The organism is Cyanobium sp. ATX 6A2, from assembly GCF_024346355.1.
Lineage (GTDB): Bacteria > Cyanobacteriota > Cyanobacteriia > PCC-6307 > Cyanobiaceae > NIES-981.
In genome coordinates, this window is the sequence record NZ_JAGQCU010000002.1 from 105,273 (window position 1) to 123,555 (window position 18,283).

Annotated in this window: 21 protein-coding genes and 1 tRNA gene; 12 read left to right on the forward strand and 10 right to left on the reverse strand. The window is 69.8% G+C overall.

Annotated elements, in window-relative coordinates:
- Position 1 precedes the first annotated feature (1 nt).
- Complete coding sequence (locus KBY96_RS03125; protein ID WP_254977758.1) at positions 2 to 2,206, reverse strand: FAD-dependent oxidoreductase; 2,205 nt, start codon at positions 2,204 to 2,206, stop codon at positions 2 to 4.
- A 244-nt stretch (positions 2,207 to 2,450) separates the two neighbouring features.
- Here KBY96_RS03125 and KBY96_RS03130 point away from each other — a divergent pair, with 244 nt between their 5' ends.
- The 6 genes from KBY96_RS03130 (at position 2,451) to KBY96_RS03155 (ending at position 7,093) form a co-directional block, all read left to right on the forward strand.
- Positions 2,451 to 3,182 (forward strand): glycosyltransferase family 2 protein, encoded by a 732-nt coding sequence (locus tag KBY96_RS03130; protein WP_254977759.1) that lies wholly within the window; start codon positions 2,451 to 2,453, stop codon positions 3,180 to 3,182.
- On the forward strand, positions 3,182 to 4,525 hold the full coding sequence (locus KBY96_RS03135; RefSeq protein ID WP_254977760.1) for a hypothetical protein: 1,344 nt from the start codon (positions 3,182 to 3,184) through the stop codon (positions 4,523 to 4,525). The genes KBY96_RS03130 and KBY96_RS03135 overlap by 1 nt, the downstream gene beginning before the upstream one ends.
- Positions 4,526 to 4,555: 30 nt before the next feature.
- Entirely contained in the window at positions 4,556 to 5,419 is an 864-nt protein-coding gene (locus KBY96_RS03140) for a DUF547 domain-containing protein (protein ID WP_254977761.1), read from the forward strand.
- A 179-nt stretch (positions 5,420 to 5,598) separates the two neighbouring features.
- The gene (locus KBY96_RS03145; RefSeq protein WP_254977762.1) at positions 5,599 to 5,823 is read left to right on the forward strand and encodes a hypothetical protein; all 225 of its coding nucleotides are present in this window, start codon (positions 5,599 to 5,601) and stop codon (positions 5,821 to 5,823) included.
- Positions 5,824 to 5,829: 6 nt separating this feature from the next.
- Entirely contained in the window at positions 5,830 to 6,399 is a 570-nt protein-coding gene (locus KBY96_RS03150; protein WP_254977763.1) for a carboxymuconolactone decarboxylase family protein, read from the forward strand.
- Positions 6,380 to 7,093, forward strand: coding sequence for a DUF4079 domain-containing protein (locus tag KBY96_RS03155; protein ID WP_396122236.1), 714 nt, complete (start codon positions 6,380 to 6,382; stop codon positions 7,091 to 7,093). The genes KBY96_RS03150 and KBY96_RS03155 overlap by 20 nt, the downstream gene beginning before the upstream one ends.
- Before the next feature lie 288 nt (positions 7,094 to 7,381).
- On the opposite strand, the gene KBY96_RS03160 is transcribed toward KBY96_RS03155, so the two are convergent.
- The 4 genes from KBY96_RS03160 to KBY96_RS03175 are packed head-to-tail and all read right to left on the reverse strand — an operon-like array spanning position 7,382 to position 10,145.
- Entirely contained in the window at positions 7,382 to 7,843 is a 462-nt protein-coding gene (locus tag KBY96_RS03160) for an arsenate reductase ArsC (protein WP_254977764.1), read from the reverse strand.
- Between the two features lie 35 nt (positions 7,844 to 7,878).
- Positions 7,879 to 8,862, reverse strand: a complete 984-nt coding sequence (gene arsS, locus KBY96_RS03165; protein ID WP_254977765.1) for an arsenosugar biosynthesis radical SAM (seleno)protein ArsS — start codon at positions 8,860 to 8,862, stop codon at positions 7,879 to 7,881.
- On the reverse strand, positions 8,834 to 9,568 hold the full coding sequence (locus KBY96_RS03170; RefSeq protein ID WP_254977766.1) for an anti-sigma factor domain-containing protein: 735 nt from the start codon (positions 9,566 to 9,568) through the stop codon (positions 8,834 to 8,836). Before KBY96_RS03170 ends, arsS begins: the two co-directional genes overlap by 29 nt.
- Positions 9,555 to 10,145, reverse strand: a complete 591-nt coding sequence (locus tag KBY96_RS03175) for a sigma-70 family RNA polymerase sigma factor (RefSeq protein WP_254977767.1) — start codon at positions 10,143 to 10,145, stop codon at positions 9,555 to 9,557. The genes KBY96_RS03170 and KBY96_RS03175 overlap by 14 nt, the downstream gene beginning before the upstream one ends.
- Positions 10,146 to 10,247: 102 nt before the next feature.
- Here KBY96_RS03175 and KBY96_RS03180 point away from each other — a divergent pair, with 102 nt between their 5' ends.
- From KBY96_RS03180 to KBY96_RS03195, 4 genes are all read left to right on the forward strand, one after another.
- On the forward strand, positions 10,248 to 11,585 hold the full coding sequence (locus KBY96_RS03180; protein ID WP_254977768.1) for a DUF6880 family protein: 1,338 nt from the start codon (positions 10,248 to 10,250) through the stop codon (positions 11,583 to 11,585).
- 228 nt (positions 11,586 to 11,813) lie between these two features.
- Entirely contained in the window at positions 11,814 to 12,029 is a 216-nt protein-coding gene (locus KBY96_RS03185) for an AbrB/MazE/SpoVT family DNA-binding domain-containing protein (protein ID WP_261358054.1), read from the forward strand.
- A gap of 13 nt (positions 12,030 to 12,042) precedes the next feature.
- Positions 12,043 to 12,381 (forward strand): type II toxin-antitoxin system VapC family toxin, encoded by a 339-nt coding sequence (locus tag KBY96_RS03190; protein WP_254977770.1) that lies wholly within the window; start codon positions 12,043 to 12,045, stop codon positions 12,379 to 12,381.
- A gap of 22 nt (positions 12,382 to 12,403) precedes the next feature.
- Positions 12,404 to 12,646 carry an excisionase family DNA-binding protein gene (locus tag KBY96_RS03195; RefSeq protein ID WP_254977771.1) on the forward strand — a complete coding sequence of 81 codons (243 nt, stop codon included), beginning with the start codon at positions 12,404 to 12,406 and terminating at the stop codon, positions 12,644 to 12,646.
- A 106-nt stretch (positions 12,647 to 12,752) separates the two neighbouring features.
- Here KBY96_RS03195 and KBY96_RS03200 read toward each other — a convergent pair whose 3' ends face one another.
- The 5 genes from KBY96_RS03200 to KBY96_RS03220 form a co-directional block, all read right to left on the reverse strand.
- Complete coding sequence (locus KBY96_RS03200) at positions 12,753 to 13,031, reverse strand: hypothetical protein (RefSeq protein ID WP_254977772.1); 279 nt, start codon at positions 13,029 to 13,031, stop codon at positions 12,753 to 12,755.
- A 12-nt stretch (positions 13,032 to 13,043) separates the two neighbouring features.
- Entirely contained in the window at positions 13,044 to 13,325 is a 282-nt protein-coding gene (locus tag KBY96_RS03205) for a type II toxin-antitoxin system RelE/ParE family toxin (protein ID WP_254977773.1), read from the reverse strand.
- The gene (locus tag KBY96_RS03210; RefSeq protein ID WP_254977774.1) at positions 13,315 to 13,569 is read right to left on the reverse strand and encodes a type II toxin-antitoxin system Phd/YefM family antitoxin; all 255 of its coding nucleotides are present in this window, start codon (positions 13,567 to 13,569) and stop codon (positions 13,315 to 13,317) included. Before KBY96_RS03210 ends, KBY96_RS03205 begins: the two co-directional genes overlap by 11 nt.
- Positions 13,570 to 14,066: 497 nt before the next feature.
- Positions 14,067 to 14,138, reverse strand: a tRNA-Gly gene (locus KBY96_RS03215).
- Positions 14,139 to 14,183: 45 nt separating this feature from the next.
- Positions 14,184 to 15,335, reverse strand: coding sequence for an alanine--glyoxylate aminotransferase family protein (locus KBY96_RS03220; protein ID WP_254977775.1), 1,152 nt, complete (start codon positions 15,333 to 15,335; stop codon positions 14,184 to 14,186).
- A 114-nt stretch (positions 15,336 to 15,449) separates the two neighbouring features.
- On the opposite strand from KBY96_RS03220, the gene cbiD reads away from it, so the two are divergent.
- Together cbiD and guaA are read left to right on the forward strand one after the other, a co-directional pair.
- Positions 15,450 to 16,604 carry a cobalt-precorrin-5B (C(1))-methyltransferase CbiD gene (gene cbiD / locus KBY96_RS03225; RefSeq protein WP_254977776.1) on the forward strand — a complete coding sequence of 385 codons (1,155 nt, stop codon included), beginning with the start codon at positions 15,450 to 15,452 and terminating at the stop codon, positions 16,602 to 16,604.
- A 27-nt stretch (positions 16,605 to 16,631) separates the two neighbouring features.
- Entirely contained in the window at positions 16,632 to 18,239 is a 1,608-nt protein-coding gene (gene guaA, locus KBY96_RS03230) for a glutamine-hydrolyzing GMP synthase (protein WP_254977777.1), read from the forward strand.
- Positions 18,240 to 18,283: the final 44 nt, after the last annotated feature.

Consider the following 18,283-nt stretch of genomic DNA (forward strand, 5'->3'; position numbering starts at 1 on the left):
CTCAGCCGCGCCGCCGCCAGGCGTGGTAGCGGCGCAGCCAGGGCATGAGGTGGTGGGGCACCCGCTGCTTCTTCCAGCTGGCGGCGGCGAACTTGTTGGCCTCCGCCATGGTGGGGTAGGCGTGAATGGTGGCAAAGATCCGGCCCAGCCCCAGGCCCCACTTCATCGCCAGCACGAACTCGGCCAGCAGCTCGCCGGCGTGCTCGCCCACGATCGTGGCGCCGAGGATGCGGTCGCTGCCGGGCTGGGTAAGCACCTTCACGAAACCCTGCTCGGCGCTCTCCACGATGGCGCGGTCGAGTTCGTGCAGGGGGAAACGGGACACGTCCACAGCGATGGCCTGCTGCGCGGCGTCGGCTTCGGTGAGCCCCACCGTGGCCACCTCCGGTTCGGTGAAGGTGGTGCGGGGAATCACCCGGTAGTCGGCCTTGAAGGCGCGCAGGTTGCCGAACAGGGCGTTCACGGCCGCATACCAGGCCTGGTGGGCGGCGGTGTGGGTGAACTGGAACGGCCCGGCCACATCGCCGGCGGCGTAGATGTTGGGGTAGTTGGTCTGCAGGAAGGCGTTGGTGGTGACCGTGGCGCCGGTGGGGATGCCCAGCTCCTCCAGGCCGTAGCCCGTGAGCCGGGCGCGCCGGCCGAGGGCGCAGAGCACGGCATCGCAGGCGATCCGCTCCTGCCGTTCGCCCCGCTGCACCAGCACCGTCACCGCACCCTGGGGGCCTGGTTCCCGCTCGAAGCCGAGCACCTGGGCGCCCATGAGCAGGGTCACGCCGTCGGCCTCCAGGGCCCGCTGCACCTCGGCGGCCACGTCGGCGTCCTCCTTCTTCAGCAGGCGCTCGCTGCGCTGGATCTGGGTGATCGGCAGGCCCAGCTGGGCCAGGGCCTGGGCCAGTTCGCAGGCGATCGGCCCGCCCCCCAGCACCGCCAGCCGCGGCCGCTCCAGGGCGCAGCTGCCCAGCCAGCTCCACACCGTTTCGCTGGTGAGCAGGGGCACGGCATCGCTCCCCGGCCAGTGGGGCACAACCGGCTCGGCGCCGGTGGCCAGCACGATCGCGCGGGCCGTGAGCTTGTGCTCTTCCCCCTCGGGCCCCTGGATCGCCACGGTCCAGGGATCGAGCAGGCGGGCCTGGCCCCGCAGCACCTCCACCCCCAGGCCCTCGTAGCGCTCGACGCTGTCGTGGGGCGCGATCGCCTCCACCTTGGCGGCCACCCGCGCGAACACCTGCCGCACGCTCAGGCGCGGCTCCACCGGTTCGAGGCCGTAGCGGTCGGCGCGGCGCATGCGGGCCGCCAGCCGCGCCGAGCTGATCAGGGCCTTGCTGGGCACGCAGCCGGTGTTGAGGCAGTCGCCGCCCATCTCGGCGCGCTCCACCAGGGTCACCCGCGCCTTCACCGTGGCGGCGATGTAGGAGGTCACCAGACCCGCCGCGCCGGCGCCGATCACGATCAGGTTGCGGTCGAACCGTCGGGGGCGCTGCCAGGGGCGGTAGAGACGCCAGATCTGCCAGCGGCGGGTGGCCGCCTTCGCCAGCCAGGGGAACAGGGCCAGCAGCAGCAGCGAGCCCAGCAGCGGGGGGCTGAGGATGCCCCCGAGTCCGCGCAGCTGGGCCAGCTGGGTGCCGGCGTTCACGTACACCAGGGTGCCGGGCAGCATGCCCAGCTGGCTGGTGAGGTAGAAGCTGACGGCCCGCATCGGCGTCAGCGCCATCAGCAGGTTGATCAGAAAGAAGGGGAACACCGGCGCCAGCCGCAGGCTGAGCAGGTAGAGCACCCCATCGCGCTCCACGCCCGCCTCGATCGGCGCCAGCTGGCGGCCGAAGCGGCGCCGCACCAGATCGCGCAGCAGGGTGCGGGCCACCAGGAACGCCAGCAGGGCGCCCAGGCTGGAGGCGAACGACACCAGCAGCGTGCCCAGCCCCAGGCCGAAGATCGCCCCGCCGGCCAGGGTGAGCACCGCGGCCCCCGGCAGCGACAGGGCCGTGACCAGCACGTAGATGACCATGTAGGCCCCCGCCACCAGCAGGGGCGATTGCGCCCGCCGCTCCAGCAGGGCGCCATGGGCGCGCTGCAGCCCCTCGAGGGTGAGCTGGCGGTGCAGGCCCAGGCCGAAGAACAGGACCACCACCAGGGCGATGGCGGCGATCAGCAGCAGCTGGCGCCAGCGGGGGCGCCGGCCGGCCGGTGGAGATGGGGTTGAGGACATGAAACAGGCTCGTCCCCGTCGTTACCCGTGAAGCCTCGCTGCGGATTGCCCGAAATGGGCAGGGCCCAAACCGGCAGCACGGGTTCGCTTCCCTGGAACAGTGCCGCGCTCTCCGCCATCAGCCGCGATCGTCGGCCCATGCTGGGATGGTGATGGCGGGAGCAGTGCCCCCTGGCCGATCCCGACGACCCAGACAACCTGGATCGTCTACCGCAGCCGGTTCGTAGGCAACTCGGGATCGTCCATGGCCCTGGATCAATCGCAAACCTGGCCCGCCACGGAACTGCTGGACAGCATTCAGGTGGTGATCCCGGTGCGCGATGAGCAGCAGACGCTCGCCCATGTGATCGGCCAGCTGCAGAGCCAGGGGCTGCGCCGCATCCGGGTGGTGGACAACGGCAGCCGCGATGGCAGCGCGGTGATCGCCCTGGAGCTGGGAGCGGAGGTGCTCAGCGAACCGAGGCCCGGCTATGGCCGGGCCTGCTGGAGGGGTTGCGGGAACCTCGACCCTGCGACCCGCTGGCTGCTGTTCTGCGATGGCGATGGCAGCGACCCGATCGAGGAGCTGCCCCGCTTTCTGCAGCTGGCGCATCACCACGACCTGCTGCTGGGCGATCGCACCGCCACCGCCGCGGGGCGCGCGGCGCTCACGTCCCTGCAGCACTGGGGCAACCGGCTGGCCACGGCCCTGATCGCCCTGGGCTGGGGGGTTCGCTATCGCGATCTGGGCCCCCTGCGGCTGGTGCGGCGTTCGGCCTTCGAGGCCATGGGGATGCGCGACCGCGGCTACGGCTGGACCCTGGAGATGCAGGTGCGGGCCATCGAGCTCGGCCTGCGCAGTCGCGAGATTCCCATTTCCCATCGGCCGCGGCTGGCCGGAGACTCGAAGATCTCGGGACGCTGGGGAGCCAGCCTCCGGGCGGGGAGCGTGATCCTCACCACCCTCGGCCGGTTGTGGTTGCGGCGATGGCACTGATGTCGCATCAGCCTGCTCAACAGCGTTCTCCAGAGCGGTTGCAGTGGCGCCGCTGGCCGGCTCGGCTGCGGCTGCCGGCCAGCGCCCTGCTGCTGATCGGCGGGGCGCTGATGATGCGCCCCCACGGCGATCTGTTCGACGCCGCCAACCTGCTGCCGTTCTGGATGGCCGCGGCCGTGATGGGGGTGGGGTTCGCCCTCTCCTGGTCGTTGGCCTCGATTCCCAGGGTGTTGTTCTGGGCGGTGGCGCTGCTCACGCGGCTGGCGCTGCTGGCCATGGAGCCCGGCGATGACATCTGGCGCTACCTCTGGGAGGGGGGAATCCAGTTGCAGGGGTTCAGTCCCTATGCGCTGCCGCCGGATGCTGCGGCCCTGGAGGGGCTGCGCACGCCCTGGTGGCCGCAGATCAACCATCCGGACACCACCGCCATCTACCCACCCCTGGCCCAGCTGCTGTTTCGGCTGCATGCCGCCGTGGCCCAGCAGGTGCTGCTGTTCAAGCTCTCCTTTGTGGCCGCCGACCTGGCCATCTGCGGCCTGCTCGCCGCCCGCTTCGGCGCGGCGCGCACGGCGCTCTACGGCTGGAATCCGCTGGTGATCTATGGCATCAGTGGCGGCGGCCACTACGACAGCTGGTTCCTGCTGCCGCTGGTGGCGGGCTGGCTGCTGGCTGACCGCGATCCCCCGCTCCGGGGCCCCCGCCCCCAGGCCTGGATCGACCTGTTGCTGGGCCTGAGTGTGGCCCTGAAGTGGATCACCCTGCCGCTGCTGATCCATCGCGCCTGGAACCGCTGGCGCACGCTTCGGCGGCCCGGGCCCGTGCTCGGCACCGCGCTGCTGGGGCTGGCGCCGCTGCTGCTGGGGGCCCTGGTGTTCTGCCGGGGACCGGCCTGTCCACTGCTGCCCACCGGCTCCACGTTCATGCGCCATGGCCGCAGTGCCGAATGGATGCCCCACTGGATCGGCCAGCTCTGGCCCTGGACCCAGCAGATCAATGCCGTGCACGGGCTGCTGCTGCTGGTGGCCCTGGCGGTGCTGCTGGGCACCACGGCGCGGCTGGGGGTGTTCGCCTGGCGCTACCTGCTGGCCCTGCTGCTGCTCTCACCGGTGGTGCACGCCTGGTACTTCATCTGGCTGATGCCCTTCGCCGTGCCCAGTCAGAACTGGGGGGCCCGGCTGGTGAGCCTCTCCGCCTTCGTGTACTTCGTGCTGCCCTCCCGGCTGCCGGACTGGCAGCTCAGCACCGCTGAGCGGCTGCTGCTGTGGCTGCCCCTGCTGGTGGGTCTGCTGCTGAGCCTGGAGCCACCGGGCCGTGAGCGAACCGATCCGGCTGTTCAGCGGTAAACCCCCGTATCCGTCATCTGCCCTCAAGCCATGCTCCCTGTCCGCCACCGCGCCCCGCTGGTTCTGCTCTGCGGGGTGCTGCTGCTCGGCGCCGCGGGCTGCGCCGGCGGACCGGCCGCGCTGCTGGGCCGCGGCACCAGCGGCAGCGCCGTCAGCGCCGCCGCCCAGCCACCCCTGGATCCAGCCGACCTCAACGCTGTGCTGGAGCGGGTGGTGGATGGGCGCGGCATGGTCGCCTACGAAGCCCTGCAGCGGGAACCGGCCCAGCTCGACCGCTACCTCCAGGCGCTGGCCGAACTCACCCCCGAGCGCTTCGCCTCCTGGAGCGAGGCCGAGCAGATCGCCCTGCTGATCAACGCCTACAACGCCCTCACCCTGCGCTCGATCATCGATCACGATCCGATCCGGCCCACCATCAAGGCCATCCCCGGCGTGTGGAAATTCCGCCGCCACCCGGTGATGGGTCAGCGCCTCACCCTCGACGAGATCGAGCACCAGATCCTGCGGCGCGAGTACAACGAGCCCCGCATCCACGCCGCCCTGGTGTGTGCCGCCATCAGCTGCCCGCCGCTGCGCCGCGAGGCCTTCACGGGCCCGGAGCTGGAGCGGCAGCTGGAGGATCAGACCAACCGCTGGCTGGCCAGCAGCGAGGGTCTGCGGATCGACCGGGACGCCGGGGAGGTGGCCATCTCCTCGATCTTCGAGTGGTTTGGCGAGGACTGGCCGCGCGCCGACCCCGATGCCGCCCCCGTGCCGGGCCACGAGAGCGAGAGCGCCGTGCTGCACTTCATCGCCCGCCACCGCCCCGCGGAGGAGCAGGAGCTGGTGCTGGGGGGCAACTACCGCCTGGCCTATCTCCCCTACAACTGGGACCTGAACCGCCAGAGCCCATGAGGAGCCGCGCTGGCACCAGCAATGGCGGTGCTGCAGCTCGATAGCCCGCCTGCAGCGCCCCCGACTCACGGCCCCGGCAATCCAGGCGGCGTGTTGAGCGGTACTTACAACAGTCGACCGCAGGCGGTGTCTCCACAACGCCCCGGCTGCCGATCGACCTTTCCCTTGCCATCTTCGCCATGACCTCCCTTTCCCGCCGGCTCTCCCAGGGCCTTGCCGCCGCCACGATCTCACTGGCGGCCCTGCCGCTCGCAGCCCAGGCCATGCCCCACCAGCGGGGCTCCCTCACCGGATGGCCTGCCTCCCCCGCCGCCGAACGCTCCCGTTGCGGTGCCGGTGGCTGTGGCGCGGCCCGCACCGGCGACTGCGGCCCGGCCCGCACCGGCTGCGGCCCCCGTCGCTGAGTGACCGTGCCGTCTTATCCCGTTCACACGATCGAGGCGGCTCCGGCCGCCTCCCGGCCTCTGCTGGAGCAGGCACAGGCCGCCTATGGCGTGGTGCCCAATCTCCTGGCGGTGCTGAGCAGCGCACCGCCGGTGCTCGAGGCCTACCTCACGCTCCAGAAGCTGTTTGCCGCCAGTTCGCTCTCGTCGGTTGAGCAACAGGTGGTGCTGCTCACGGTCAGCACCGACAACGCCTGCACCTACTGCGTGGCCGCCCACACCCTGATGGCCGGCACCCAGGGGGTCGACCCCGTTGTGCTGGAGGCGATCCGCTCCTCCAACAGCCTCGGCGATCCACGCCTCGAGGCCCTGCGCGCCTTCACCCAGGCGGTGGTCAGCAGCCGCGGCTGGCCCCCTCAGGACGTCCTGGATGGTTTTCTCGACGCCGGCTATGGCGAGGTGCAGGTGCTTGAGGTGGTGCTCGGCGTTGCCTTGAAGACCCTGTCGAACTACACCAATCACCTGACAGGGACCCCCCTGGACCCCATGTTTGAGGCAACGCGATGGAGTGCCGGCGATGGCGTTGCAGACGATTGACTGGCTCTGGCTGCTGCATCCGGCGCTGGCCGTGGTGGTGATCTACCCCCTGGTGGGCATGGTGGTGCGCCTGGGCGTGCAGGCCCGCCAGCGGCGCCTGGGGCAGAGCAAGCTGCCGGTGACCAGCGGCCGCGACCACGCCGATCTGGGCCGCTGGCTCACCGGATCCGTGGTGCTGGCCGTGCTGGTGGCGCTGGTGGTGGTGATCCTCACCAAGGTGCCGCTGGCCGAGTTTGCCGGAGGCCCCTCCCGCCTGGCTCTGCTCACCCTGGTCACGGCCGGTACGGCGGCGGCCTTCGCCGCGTTCTGGCGGGCGCGCCAGCCCCCCTTCCGGGCCAGCTTCGCGCTGCTCTGCTGGATCGGCCTGATCGGCCTCGGCCTGCAGCCGGAGGTGTGGCGCCTGAGCGACAACCCCCTGGAGCCGGCCTTCTGGCAGTCCCATTTCTGGGGCGGCATCGGTCTGATCGGGTTGCTGTTGTTCGCCATGGCGGCCAAGCCTGAAACCCAGCGCAGCCTGCGCTGGCGACGGCTGCACGTGTCCGCCACGGTGCTGGCGGCGGTGGTGCTGGTGGCCCAGGGCATCAGTGGCCCCCGGGATCTGCTGGAGATCCCCCTGCACTGGCAGAAGCCGGCGATCTACAGCTGCGACTTCGAAGCCCAGCAGTGCCCGGCGGTGCCCGCCCCCCAGTCCTGATCGATCCCGTTCCTCCACTGGTCAACGGGTTGGCCGCCTAGACGGAGCTGTTCCCGCAGCGGTGGCTGTTTCCAGCCGCTATGGGGATTGCGGCCCTGGCCCTGGCCAGCTGCATGGAAGGGTGCACGCTGTTCACCTCCCTGCTGGCTGGATTTGTGCCGGGAGCCCTGTTGTCCGCTGGTGATGCTCACGGTGCCCGGTGTGCTGATCGGGGCACCCCTCTGGGCCTGGCTGGCCAGTCGCCTGCCGCGCCTCTGGCTGGAGCGCGGTGTGGCGCCCAGGAGCAGATCACACCAGGCCTGCATCCAGCAGACCACTGATGCGCTGCGACAGCTCGTCGAAACAGGCGGAGAAGGCCCGCCGGGCCTCCTGGGTCTCCTGATGGGCGGCCGGATCGGGCAGGCCCCAGTGCAGCCTGTTCGGCTCGCCTGGCAGCGCCCCGCAGTTCTGAGCCGCGTGGTCACAAACCGTGATCACCAGATCGAAGGGGGCCTCCGCCGCGTTCAGCACCGTCGACAGGCTCTTGCTGGAGTAGCGGGTGGGGTCCACGGGCAGACGGCGGATCTGCTCCAGGGCCAGCGGATGGACCCGGCCCGTGGGGGCGCTGCCGGCGCTGGCGACGTCAACAGCCCCCTCACCCAGGGCCTGGAAGAGGGCCTCGGCCATGATGCTGCGGGCAGAGTTGCCGGTGCAGACCACCAGCACACGCCTGCTGGCGAGGTTGTCTCGAGCGGGGTTGTGGGTTGCCACGGTGGTGGTGGATGTGCTGTTCGGCGCAGGGGTGTTCAACTCAGGGCCCCCCCACAGCTGGAGCCGGCTCCGGCGCTGCAGCCGAAACAGTGATCGGCCACCGCGATCGACTCACCGCTGGGGTCGTGCTCCAGCAGCTGGCGCAGGTGGCGCCGTGGGTCGCGGCCGCCGGCCGCCAGGCGCAGCATCTGCAGACCCAGCATCTGGTTGAAGTCGCAGTCGTAGAGAAAGCCCTGCCAGTCCACGCTCAGCGTGGAGCGGCACATCACCTGGGCCAGGTTGGCCGGGTTGTGGTGGCTCCGCAGCAGGTCCATGTAGCGCTCCAGCTCGCCCTGCTGGCGGAGCACCGCCGCGAAGCGCTGGATGGGCATGTTGGTGATCGTGTAGAGCCGGTTGAAGCGGATGCCGAAGTGCTCGGCCAGCTCCCGCCGGTAGTCGGCCTCCAGCAGCCCCTGGGGCGGCGGCAGGCTGGGACCCTGGGGGTTGTACACCAGATCCAGCTCCAGGCCCGAGCCCTCGGCGCCGTAGCCCAGGGCGTTGAGCTGCCGCAGGCCGGCGATGCTGCGCTCGAACACGCCATCGCCGCGCTGCCGGTCGACGTTGGCGGCGCTGTAGCAGGGCAGCGAGGCCACCACCGTCACCCCCTGATCAGCCAGGAAGGCCGCCAGATCCCCCTGGCCGGGCTCCCTGAGGATGGTGAGGTTGCAGCGGTCGATCACCGCCACCCCCAGTTTGCGGGCCCGCTCCACCAGATCCCGGAAGCCGGGATGGAGTTCCGGGGCGCCACCGGTGAGATCCAGGCCGGTGATGCCCCGCGCCTGCAGCACCGCCGGTACCAGGGCGATGGTGTCCGCATCCATCATCTCGGTGCGGCTGGGGCCGGCGTTCACATGGCAGTGGCTGCAGCTCTGGTTGCAGCGGTAGCCGAGGTTCACCTGCAGGGTGGCGAGCTGGCTGCGGCTCAGGGCCGGGAACGCCGTGGGCGGAGCTTCAGACACTGGTGAGCAGCTGAGGGCCATCGGGGGTGCTGGTATCGGTGCGGAGGGGCTCGAGGGTGATGCTGAGGGCCTGGGCCCCGCTGGTGGGCTGGCTGGGGATCGGCATCACCACGCTGCCGTCGGCATTGGGCACGAAGTGCACGCAGCGCTTGGTGGTCCCGCCCACGCTGGCCCAAAGGCGGTACACATGGCTGGGCGGAGCCGGCGGAAGTCCGTGGATCAGCAGCAGGTTGTGGGTCTGGCCGGGGTTCACCACCACCTGGCCGAAGAGTTCTGGATGCCCTTCGGTGCCCCGCATCGGCAGGGTGCGGCTGGCCTGCAGGGCTGGTCCCAGCCCGGTGGGCGCCGGTGGGGCCTGCCGCAGGCTGGCCATTTCCCCGCGCAACTGCACCACCTGGGTCCCCAGGGCCACCAGGGCGAAGGCCATGGCGGCCAGGCCGAGCTGGGCGGGCTGAGGTCGCCAGCGCTCGGCCTGGCCGGGGGAGCGGGGTTGGCGCCGATCCTGTTCCGCCCGCAGCAGCCGCTGGCGCAGGCGCGGCGGCGGCTCCGCGGCCCCGGGCAGGGCCATCGGCAGCAGCTGCAGGGTCAGGCGCAGGTCATCGAGCTGGCGCTGCAGATCAGGGCAGCTGGCGAGGGCATCCTGCAGCTCCTGCCGCTCGCGTTCATCGAGGTCGCCGAGCACGTAGCCGGCCAGGAGTTCATCGAGGTGGGGGTCAGCGGGGCTCATGGCGATCGGCAAGGGAAGGGGGGGTGAGGAGGGGGGCGGAGGAGTCGGCGGCGAAATCCTGGAGCTGCCGGCGCAGGGCGAGCAGGCCCTGGCGGGAGCGGGTTTTCACGGTGCCCAGGGGAATCTGCAGGTGCTCGGCGATCCCCGTTTGGCTCATGCCCTCGTAGTAGGCCAGCTCCAGCACCTGGCGCTGGTTGGCGTGGATCTGGGCCAGGGCAGCGCGCATGCGTTCGGCCAGATCCCCCAGCTCGGCCCAGTCGTGGGGGCTGCGCTGGTGCCCCCCCAGCAGCTGGGTCGACCAGCGCTGCAGCACCTGCCAGCGGTTGCGCTGCTGGTTGAGGCGGTTGATCGCCATCGAGCGGGTGAGCAGCAGCAGGTAGGCCAGCACCGGCCCCCGACTGGGGTCGTAGCGCTCCTGGCGCCAGTAGCGCAGGAACACGTCCTGCACCAGATCCTCTGCGGCGCTGGGGTTGCGGCAGAGGCGCAGGGCCAGGCGATAGACGGCCGGGCTGTAGGCGTCGTACAGGCCGGCCAGATCACCGGGTGGTGGTGGCAGGTCGTGATCGGCGACGCCCATGGCTGGATGGTGAACCATGCCGGATATACCCGTGGCCACCGTGATCGGTTTGCGCCCTCCGCAGCTTGGCCGGGTGGAGCTGCCTTCCGCTGAACTGGGGCGATGGCCAGCAAGCGCACCCTCAATGCCCACAACCTTGAAGCGCTCGGTGCCGCAGCCCTGGCCGAGCTGCTGCTGGAGGTGAGCAGCGGCAGTGCGGTGCTCCAGCGGCGGCTGCGGCTGGCCCTGGCAGCCGCTGAGGGTGCTGAGGGCGCGGCCCGGGAGGTGCGCAAGCGCCTGGCGGCGATTGCCCGCGCCACCACCTTCGTGGATTCGCGCAAACGCGCGGCGTTGCTGGCGGATCTGGAGGCCCAGCGCCGAGCGATCAGCACACCGATTGCCCAGAGCGATCCGGCCCTGGCCGTCCAGTTGCTGGTGCGTTTCCTGCTGCTGGCCGATGGGGTGATGGAGCGCTGCTCCGACACCACCGGCGTGGTGATCGGCGTGTTCCGCAGGGCGGCGGACGATCTGGAGCCGTTGGCCAGGGCCGCCCCCATCACGCCCCAGGCGCTGGCCGAGTCGCTGGCCGAACTGCTCAACGAGAACGGATTCGGCCAGTTCGATCAGCTCATCGCCGGCCTCGCCCCGCTCCTGGGAGAGGACGGGCTGGACCACCTCGAGAACACCCTGCTCGAGCGCGGCGGCATCGATCGCGCCTTGAGGGGGCAGATCGCCGAGGCGCGGGGCGATGTGGATGCCTATCTGGCGCTGTTCGACGACCGCCAGCTGGGCTGGCCCGACACCGCCGCCGATGTGGCCCTGCGCCTGCTGCGGGCGGGCCGGGCCGAGCAGGCCCTCGCCGTGCTGGAGCGGGCCTCGCGAGCCGCGGCCAGCCTCGATGCCCCGGCCTGGGACGACGCCCACATCGCTGTGCTCGAGGCCCTCGGTCGCCGCGAGGAGGCCCAGCACCGTCGCTGGCAGTGCTTCTGCCGCACGCTCTCGATCACCCAGCTGCGTGCCTACCTCCAGCGCCTCGACGACTTCGAGGATGTGGAGGCCGAAGCGAAGGCCCTGGCGGTGGCCGAGGCCCATCCCCAGCCGCTGCTGGCACTGCAATTCCTGGTGGCCTGGCCGGCCCTCTCCCGAGCTGCCCGCTACGTGATGGCGCATTGGCAGGCCTGGGATGGCGACGCCTTCGAGATCTACGGCCCCGCCGCCGAGCGTCTCAGCGCCGACCACCCCCTGGCGGCCACCGTGCTGCTGCGGGCGATGGTGGTGTTCGCGCTGGTGATGGGCCGCGCCAAGCGCTTTCGCCACGCCGCCGAGCACCTGCGCGCCTGCGATCTGCTGGCCTCCCGCATCGACGACTGGCAGGGTGTGGAGCCCCACTCCAGCTTTGTGGGGCGGCTGCGGGAGGCCTACGCCACGAGCCGGAGCTTCTGGCGGCTGCTGGAGCGCTGATCAGGTGTGGTCGTGGCGGTGGCGGGGGGCTTCTGAGCTGGTCAGCCTGTCGGTAGACAGCACTGCGCTCCCGCTTGCGCCCCGCCACGGCCAACCGAACGTAGGGTCGTGTATCTACAGCAGGCCGTGGAAGGCCGAGTGGATTCCTTGACGCAGTCCCAACCCCAGGGCCGATCGGTTGATGCAGGCCGCCACTTCCAGCAGGCGATCCGCCGCTGAGGCAACAGCCTGGCAGTGAGGCTCCCCGCCGATTGCCTGCGCCAGGCCGGACTGCAGGAAGGCGACCAGATCGAGATCGTTGTTGGCCCCGATGGCCGGCTGAGTCTGGAGCCTTTGCACAAGCTGGATCGCTCAGCTCTGGCCGCTGACCTTCGCCGGCTGCAGACCTCCATGCCCCTCACTCCCTCGGTGATCGAGGACTGCCGCACCAGTGAGCGCTGGTGACGCTGACCCAGCGATGATCTATCTCGACACCAGCGTGGTGGTCGCGCTGCTGACTCCAGAAGAGCGCAGCCCGCAGGCCCTCGACTGGTTTGAGCAGTGCCGCGAAACCCTGATCAGCAGCGACTGGCTGATCACCGAGACCCACAGCGCCCTGGGCATCAAGCAACGTCACCATGGCCTCAGCCCGCAGGCACGCCAGGCGGCGGGGGAGCAGTTCGAGCGACTGCTGCAGGCCGGTGATGCCCTGCATCTGGTGGTGGCGCTCCACAGCCGCTGCACCCAGCTGGCCAGCTTCGATGGGCGGATGCAGCAAGCCGCCGCTGCACTGGGCCTGAGTCCGACACTGACATAAGACACCAATCCGCGGCAGGGCCATGACATCACCGTCACTCCCCAATGAACTCACCACCCAGCAGGCCGCTGATCTGCTGACTGTGTCGCGGCCGTTCCTGATTGAGCAGCTGGAGCGAGGGGAGATCCCCTTTCGCAAGGTCGGCACCCACCAGCGCATTCGCCTGGCCGACCTGATGGCCTACAGGCACGCCATCGATCATCAGCGTGTCGTGGCCCTCGATGAATTGGCCGCCCAGGCTCAGGAGCTCGGCATGGGTTGCTGATCTGAAATCAGCGAATACCCCATCGCCCGGTAGCCCCGCAGCCGCCGCTCCCACATGCGTTGCGGCACAGGCCAACCGCGGCTTTTCGCAGATGCCTGGCCGCCACTCATTGGCGCAGGCCGGCGCATAGCCCGATCGCCCGCTGCTGTTGGTGCCAGCGCAGGGCATGGACATCGTCACGGCCGCGGAAGAGACGCCGGAAGAGCACCACCTTCTCCTGCGTGGAAACGGGACCCTTGACTGGGGCCTGGAGTGAAATTGGCGCAGGTTCAGATGGGGCAGGTGCGCCGGAGCGCCAGGCGATTCCTTGGGCCTCCAGCAGGGCAATCAGTCGGGCGTCCTCCTGACGTAGCTCATCCAGCTCAGAGGGCTTGGAGTCGGCCATGGGGCATGGGCTTCAGCGCTGATCGGCCTGGCGATAGACAGCATTGCGCTCCCGCTTGCCCACTGCCACAACAAGCACCAGCACATCGCGATCCCGCACTTCGTAGACGAGGCGAAATCCGGCGGCGCGGAGTTTGATCTTGTAGCGATGACTGGATCCCCGCAGCTTGCTGGCGGGAATCCGCGGTTCGATCAGCCGTTCGGCCAACTTCTTCTTGAACTGCTCTCGAATCCCTGCGGTCAAGGTCCGCCATTCCCGCAGGGCCTCGGGATGAAAGGCCAGCTCATAGGGCATCGAGGCTGACCCGCAGCGGCTCCTGCCCATCCGCCAGCCGGGCATCGGCAATGCGGCCCAGCTCCAGGTCTTCCACGAGATCCATCAACTCCTCGTAGGCCCGGGCCGGAACGCAGTAGAAGGCCGGCTCGTTGCGGTTGAGCACCGCGACCGCCATCCCTTCACCGGCCGCCACGGTGGCCATGGGGTTCTTCTTGTGTTCCGAGATGCTTACGGCGGTCTCGGTCAGCACGCGGTGCACCATCAGCGGGTCAGACCAGGTCAGGACCGTATCTTAGGTCGCCTGTCAGGTCTCGGGTTCGGTCGATCCTGTGCGGCGCTCCGGACCGATCAAGGACGGTCAACACGGAAATCGCTGGGCAGTGGAGCTGATGATCTCCGTCGATCCTGCTGATCGCCCAACGAACATCCTGGTATCGCCGCAGTGCCTGGGGATCGATCGGTCGTTGGTTGAATCGCCGCGTGGACAAGTTTGCTTGGGTGGTGATGTTGGGCCGCACTCAGCCCCACTCTCTGCCAACCCTCAACCCGAGCGACCTGCTGAGGCATCGAGACTCAGCTGACTCCACACGGGTGGAGTCAGCTCAGACAATGAAACGACCAGCAGGGAGAAGCACTGTGAGAAGGTTGAACCAATCGCTGGCACTGCCTTTCACCCCCAGTCAACCTCTGGCATGCCGCCAACGAGTGCCAAGCAAGGCGATCGCTTGAGCGACAACAGTTTTCAGGTCTGGACTGAAAAGCGGGTGACCGGGCTCGAACCGGCGACGTTCAGCTTGGGAAGCTGACATTCTACCACTGAATTACACCCGCAAGTGATAAGCAACTGGCAGGTGACAGTTGCTTATCCAATGCAGCCTAGCCCGCCAGGGCGGCGGCACAGGCCGCCACGCCAGCGCCGGGCGCCCCCGTGTGCAGCCCCAGCTCCTGCACGGTGGCCTCGATGGCGGCCACGGCCGTGAGCACGTCGCGATCACACACGAACCCCAGGTGGCCGATGCGGAACACCTTGCCCTTGAGGTGGTCCTGGCCGCCCGCCAGCAGGATGTCGAAGCGTTCCTTCACCCGCTTGCGCAGGGTCTCGGCGTCGATGTCCGCGGGGGCCACAGCGGTGATCGCCGGGCTGCCATGGCCGGCGGCGGCATAGAGCGCCAGGCCCATGGCCGTCATGCCCGCCTGGGCGGCGGCACGGTGGCGGGCATGGCGGGCAAAGATCGCCTCCAGTCCCTCCGCCTGCATCATCCCCAGCGCCGCCTCCAGGGCGAAATAGAGGTTCACGGCAGGTGTGAACGGGTTGCTGTCGGCCTGGGCGGATTTGCGGTACTTGAGCAGGTCGAGATAGAACTTCGGCAGGTCGGAGCTCTTGGCGGCCTCCCAGGCCCGCTCGCTCATGGCCACAAAGGCCAGCCCCGGCGGCATCATGTAGCCCTTCTGGGAGCCCGAGCCGATCACGTCGATGCCCCAGGCGTCCATGGGCACGTCGCAGGCCCCCAGGCTGGTGACGCAGTCGGCGATCGTGAGCGCCGTGCCGTGGGCCTGCACATGGCGGGCGATCGTTTCCAGATCGTTGATCACGCCCGTGGAGGTTTCCGAGTGGGTGAGGATCACGGCCTTGATCGCCTTGGCCGTGTCGGCCTCGAGGGCGGCCCGGAAGGCCTCTGGATCAAGGGGCTGGCCCCAGTCGGCCTCGATCACCTGCACATCCAGGCCGTAGGCCTGGGCCACCTTCACCCAGCGCTCACCAAACTTGCCGTTGTCGCCGCAGAGCACCGTGTCGCCCCGGCTGAGCACGTTGATGATCCCGGCCTCCATGGCGGCGGTGCCGCTGCCGGTGATCACCACCACATCGCTGCTGGTCTGATGCAGCCACTTCAGCTGCTCGGTGGTGCGATGCACGATCGCCTGGAAATCGGCGCTGCGGTGGCCGATCGGGTGCCGGCCCATGGCCTGCAGGACGGTTTCCGGCACCGGGGTGGGGCCGGGGATCATCAGGGTGAGCTTGTCCTGCATGGTGGAGGTGGCGGGGGCGAAGCGGGGTGAAGGAGAGCGCGCCCGGCGGCGCCGCAATCGACCACCATAAAAAACAGTGCAGGTCTGCCCCTCAGGTGAACACGTCCATCCCCCATGGCTGAGCCCGGCAGCGGCCAGGCCGGCTACACCCTGCCGGTGTGGACCGCCGCCGCGGCGCGGGCGGCGCTGCAGGGGCTGCGACGGGAGCCCGTGGATGCGGAGCAGCCCCTGCGCCTCGATCCCGGCGCCGGGATCGAGGCGATCCCGATCGAGGCGGCAGCTCCCCTGGCTGATGGCAGCGCCCTGGCCATGGCCCGCTGCGACCCCGGCGCCGGTGTGCTCGATCTCACCCGGGGCCTGCTGGTGTGGGTGCAGGCGCGCTGGCTGGAGGGCCCGGGCCCCTGGCTGGAGCTGCGCGGCGGTGAGGGCGTGGGTGTGATCCAGGCCAGCGGCCAGGCCTGCCTCTCGGGTTACGCCCGCCAGTTGCTGGACTGGAATCTGCGCTCCCTGGTGCCGATGGGGAGGCGCCTGGCGCTGGACCTCACGATTCCCGAGGGCCGCCGTCTGGCCGAGCGCACCAGCAATGCCGCCTTCGGGGTGGTGGAGGGACTGGCCCTGATCGGCACCCAGGCCCGGGTGCAGCGCAGTGCAGCTCCCGAGCAGCTGGAGGAGGCCCTGGGGGTGCTGCGCCAGCGCGCCGCCGCTCCAGGCTTCGCCGGGGATCTGGTGCTGGTGATCGGCGAGAACGGCCTCGACCTGGCGCCCCGGCTGGGCCTGCCCGCGGCGCTGCTGCTTAAGGCCGGTAACTGGCTGGGCCCGCTGCTGGTGGCGGCGGCCGAGGCCGGTGTGCGGCGGCTGCTGCTGTTCGGCGTCCAGGGCAAGCTGATCAAGCTGGCCGGCGGGATCTTCCACACCCACCATCACCTGGCCGATGGCCGCGCCGAGGTGCTCACCGCCCTGGCCGCCCTGGAGGGCCTGGCCGGCTCTGACCTTGCCCGCCTGCACGCGGCCCCGAGCGTGGAGACGGCCCTCAGCGAGCTGGAGGGGCAGCACCCCGAGCTGGCGGCGCGGCTGCGGGCCCGCATCGCCGCGGCGATCGAGCAGCGCAGCCAGGCCTACCTGCGCAGCCACGGTCAGAGCGGCCCGCTGGCGGTGGGGGCGGTGCTGTTCGACCGCCGCCGCCGGGTCCGGGCCTGCGGGCCTGAGGGGCAGCGGCTGCTGGCGGCCTTCGGCGCCGCGGCGGTGGAAGCGCCCGGTGGCGACCCCTAGGCTTCAGCGCCGGCCCGCCCAGCGCCCATGTCCGTGCCAGCGCCCACGCCCGTGATCGACGCCGCCTCCCAGTCGTCCCGCTATCCGGCGATCGTGATCCTGGACTTCGGCTCCCAGTACTCCGAACTGATCGCCCGGCGGGTGCGTGAAACGGAGGTGTTCTCGCTGGTGATGAGCTATGCCACCAGCGCCGAGCAGCTGCGCGCCCTGTCCCCGCGCGGGATCATTCTGAGCGGTGGCCCCAGCTCGGTGTACGAAACCGGGGCGCCGGTGTGTGATCCGGGCATCTGGGAACTGGGCATCCCGGTGCTGGGCGTGTGCTATGGCATGCAGCTGATGGTGCAGCAGCTGGGCGGTTCGGTGGTGGCGGCCGGCAAGGCCGAATACGGCAAGGCCCCCCTGCACGTCGACGACCCCACCGATCTGCTCACCAACGTCGAGGAGGGCTCGACGATGTGGATGAGCCACGGCGACTCGGTGGAGCGCCTGCCGGAGGGCTTCGTGCGCCTGGCCCACACCGTCAACACGCCGGAAGCGGCGGTGGCCAACCACGACAGACGCCTGTACGGGGTGCAGTTCCACCCTGAGGTGGTGCACTCCAGCTGCGGCATGGCGATGCTGCGCAACTTTGTGTATCACATCTGTGGCTGTGAGGCCGACTGGACCACTGCCGCCTTCATCGACGAGGCCATCGGGGACGTGCGACGCCAGGTGGGCGATAAACGGGTGCTGCTGGCCCTTTCGGGTGGCGTCGACTCCTCCACCCTCGCCTTTCTGCTGCACCGGGCGATCGGCGATCAGCTCACCTGCATGTTCATCGATCAGGGCTTCATGCGCAAAGGGGAGCCCGAATTCCTGATGGATTTCTTCGACCGGAAATTCCATATTCAGGTGCAGTACATCAATGCCCGCGAGCGCTTTATCAGCAAGCTGGCCGGCGTCACCGATCCGGAGCGCAAGCGCAAGCTGATCGGCACCGAATTCATCCGCGTGTTCGAGGAGGAGAGCCGGCGGCTGGGCCCCTTCGACTACCTGGCCCAGGGCACCCTCTATCCCGATGTGATCGAGAGCGCCGACACCAACGTGGACGCCAAGACCGGCGAGCGGGTGGCGGTGAAGATCAAGAGCCATCACAACGTGGGCGGCCTGCCCGAGGACCTGCGCTTCAAGCTGGTGGAGCCCCTGCGCCGGCTGTTCAAGGACGAGGTGCGCAAGGTGGGTCGCAACCTGGGCCTGCCCGAGGAGATCGTGGGCCGCCATCCCTTCCCTGGCCCGGGTCTGGCGATCCGCATCCTCGGTGAGGTCACCGAAGACAAACTCAACATCCTCCGTGACGCCGATCTGGTGGTGCGCGAGGAGATCCGCGACGCTGGCCTCTATAACGAGATCTGGCAGGCCTTCGCGGTGCTGCTGCCGGTGCGCAGCGTGGGGGTGATGGGTGACAAGCGCACCTATGCCTTCCCGGTGGTGCTGCGCTGCGTGTCCTCGGAGGACGGCATGACCGCCGACTGGTCGCGCCTCCCCTACGAGCTGCTGGAGACCATCTCCAATCGCATCGTCAATGAGGTTCAGGGGGTGAACCGGGTGGTGCTCGACATCACCAGCAAGCCCCCCGGCACGATCGAGTGGGAGTGAGCTTCGGGGGGCGCACGCGGAGGCCCCGTGGCGAGCGCCGGGGG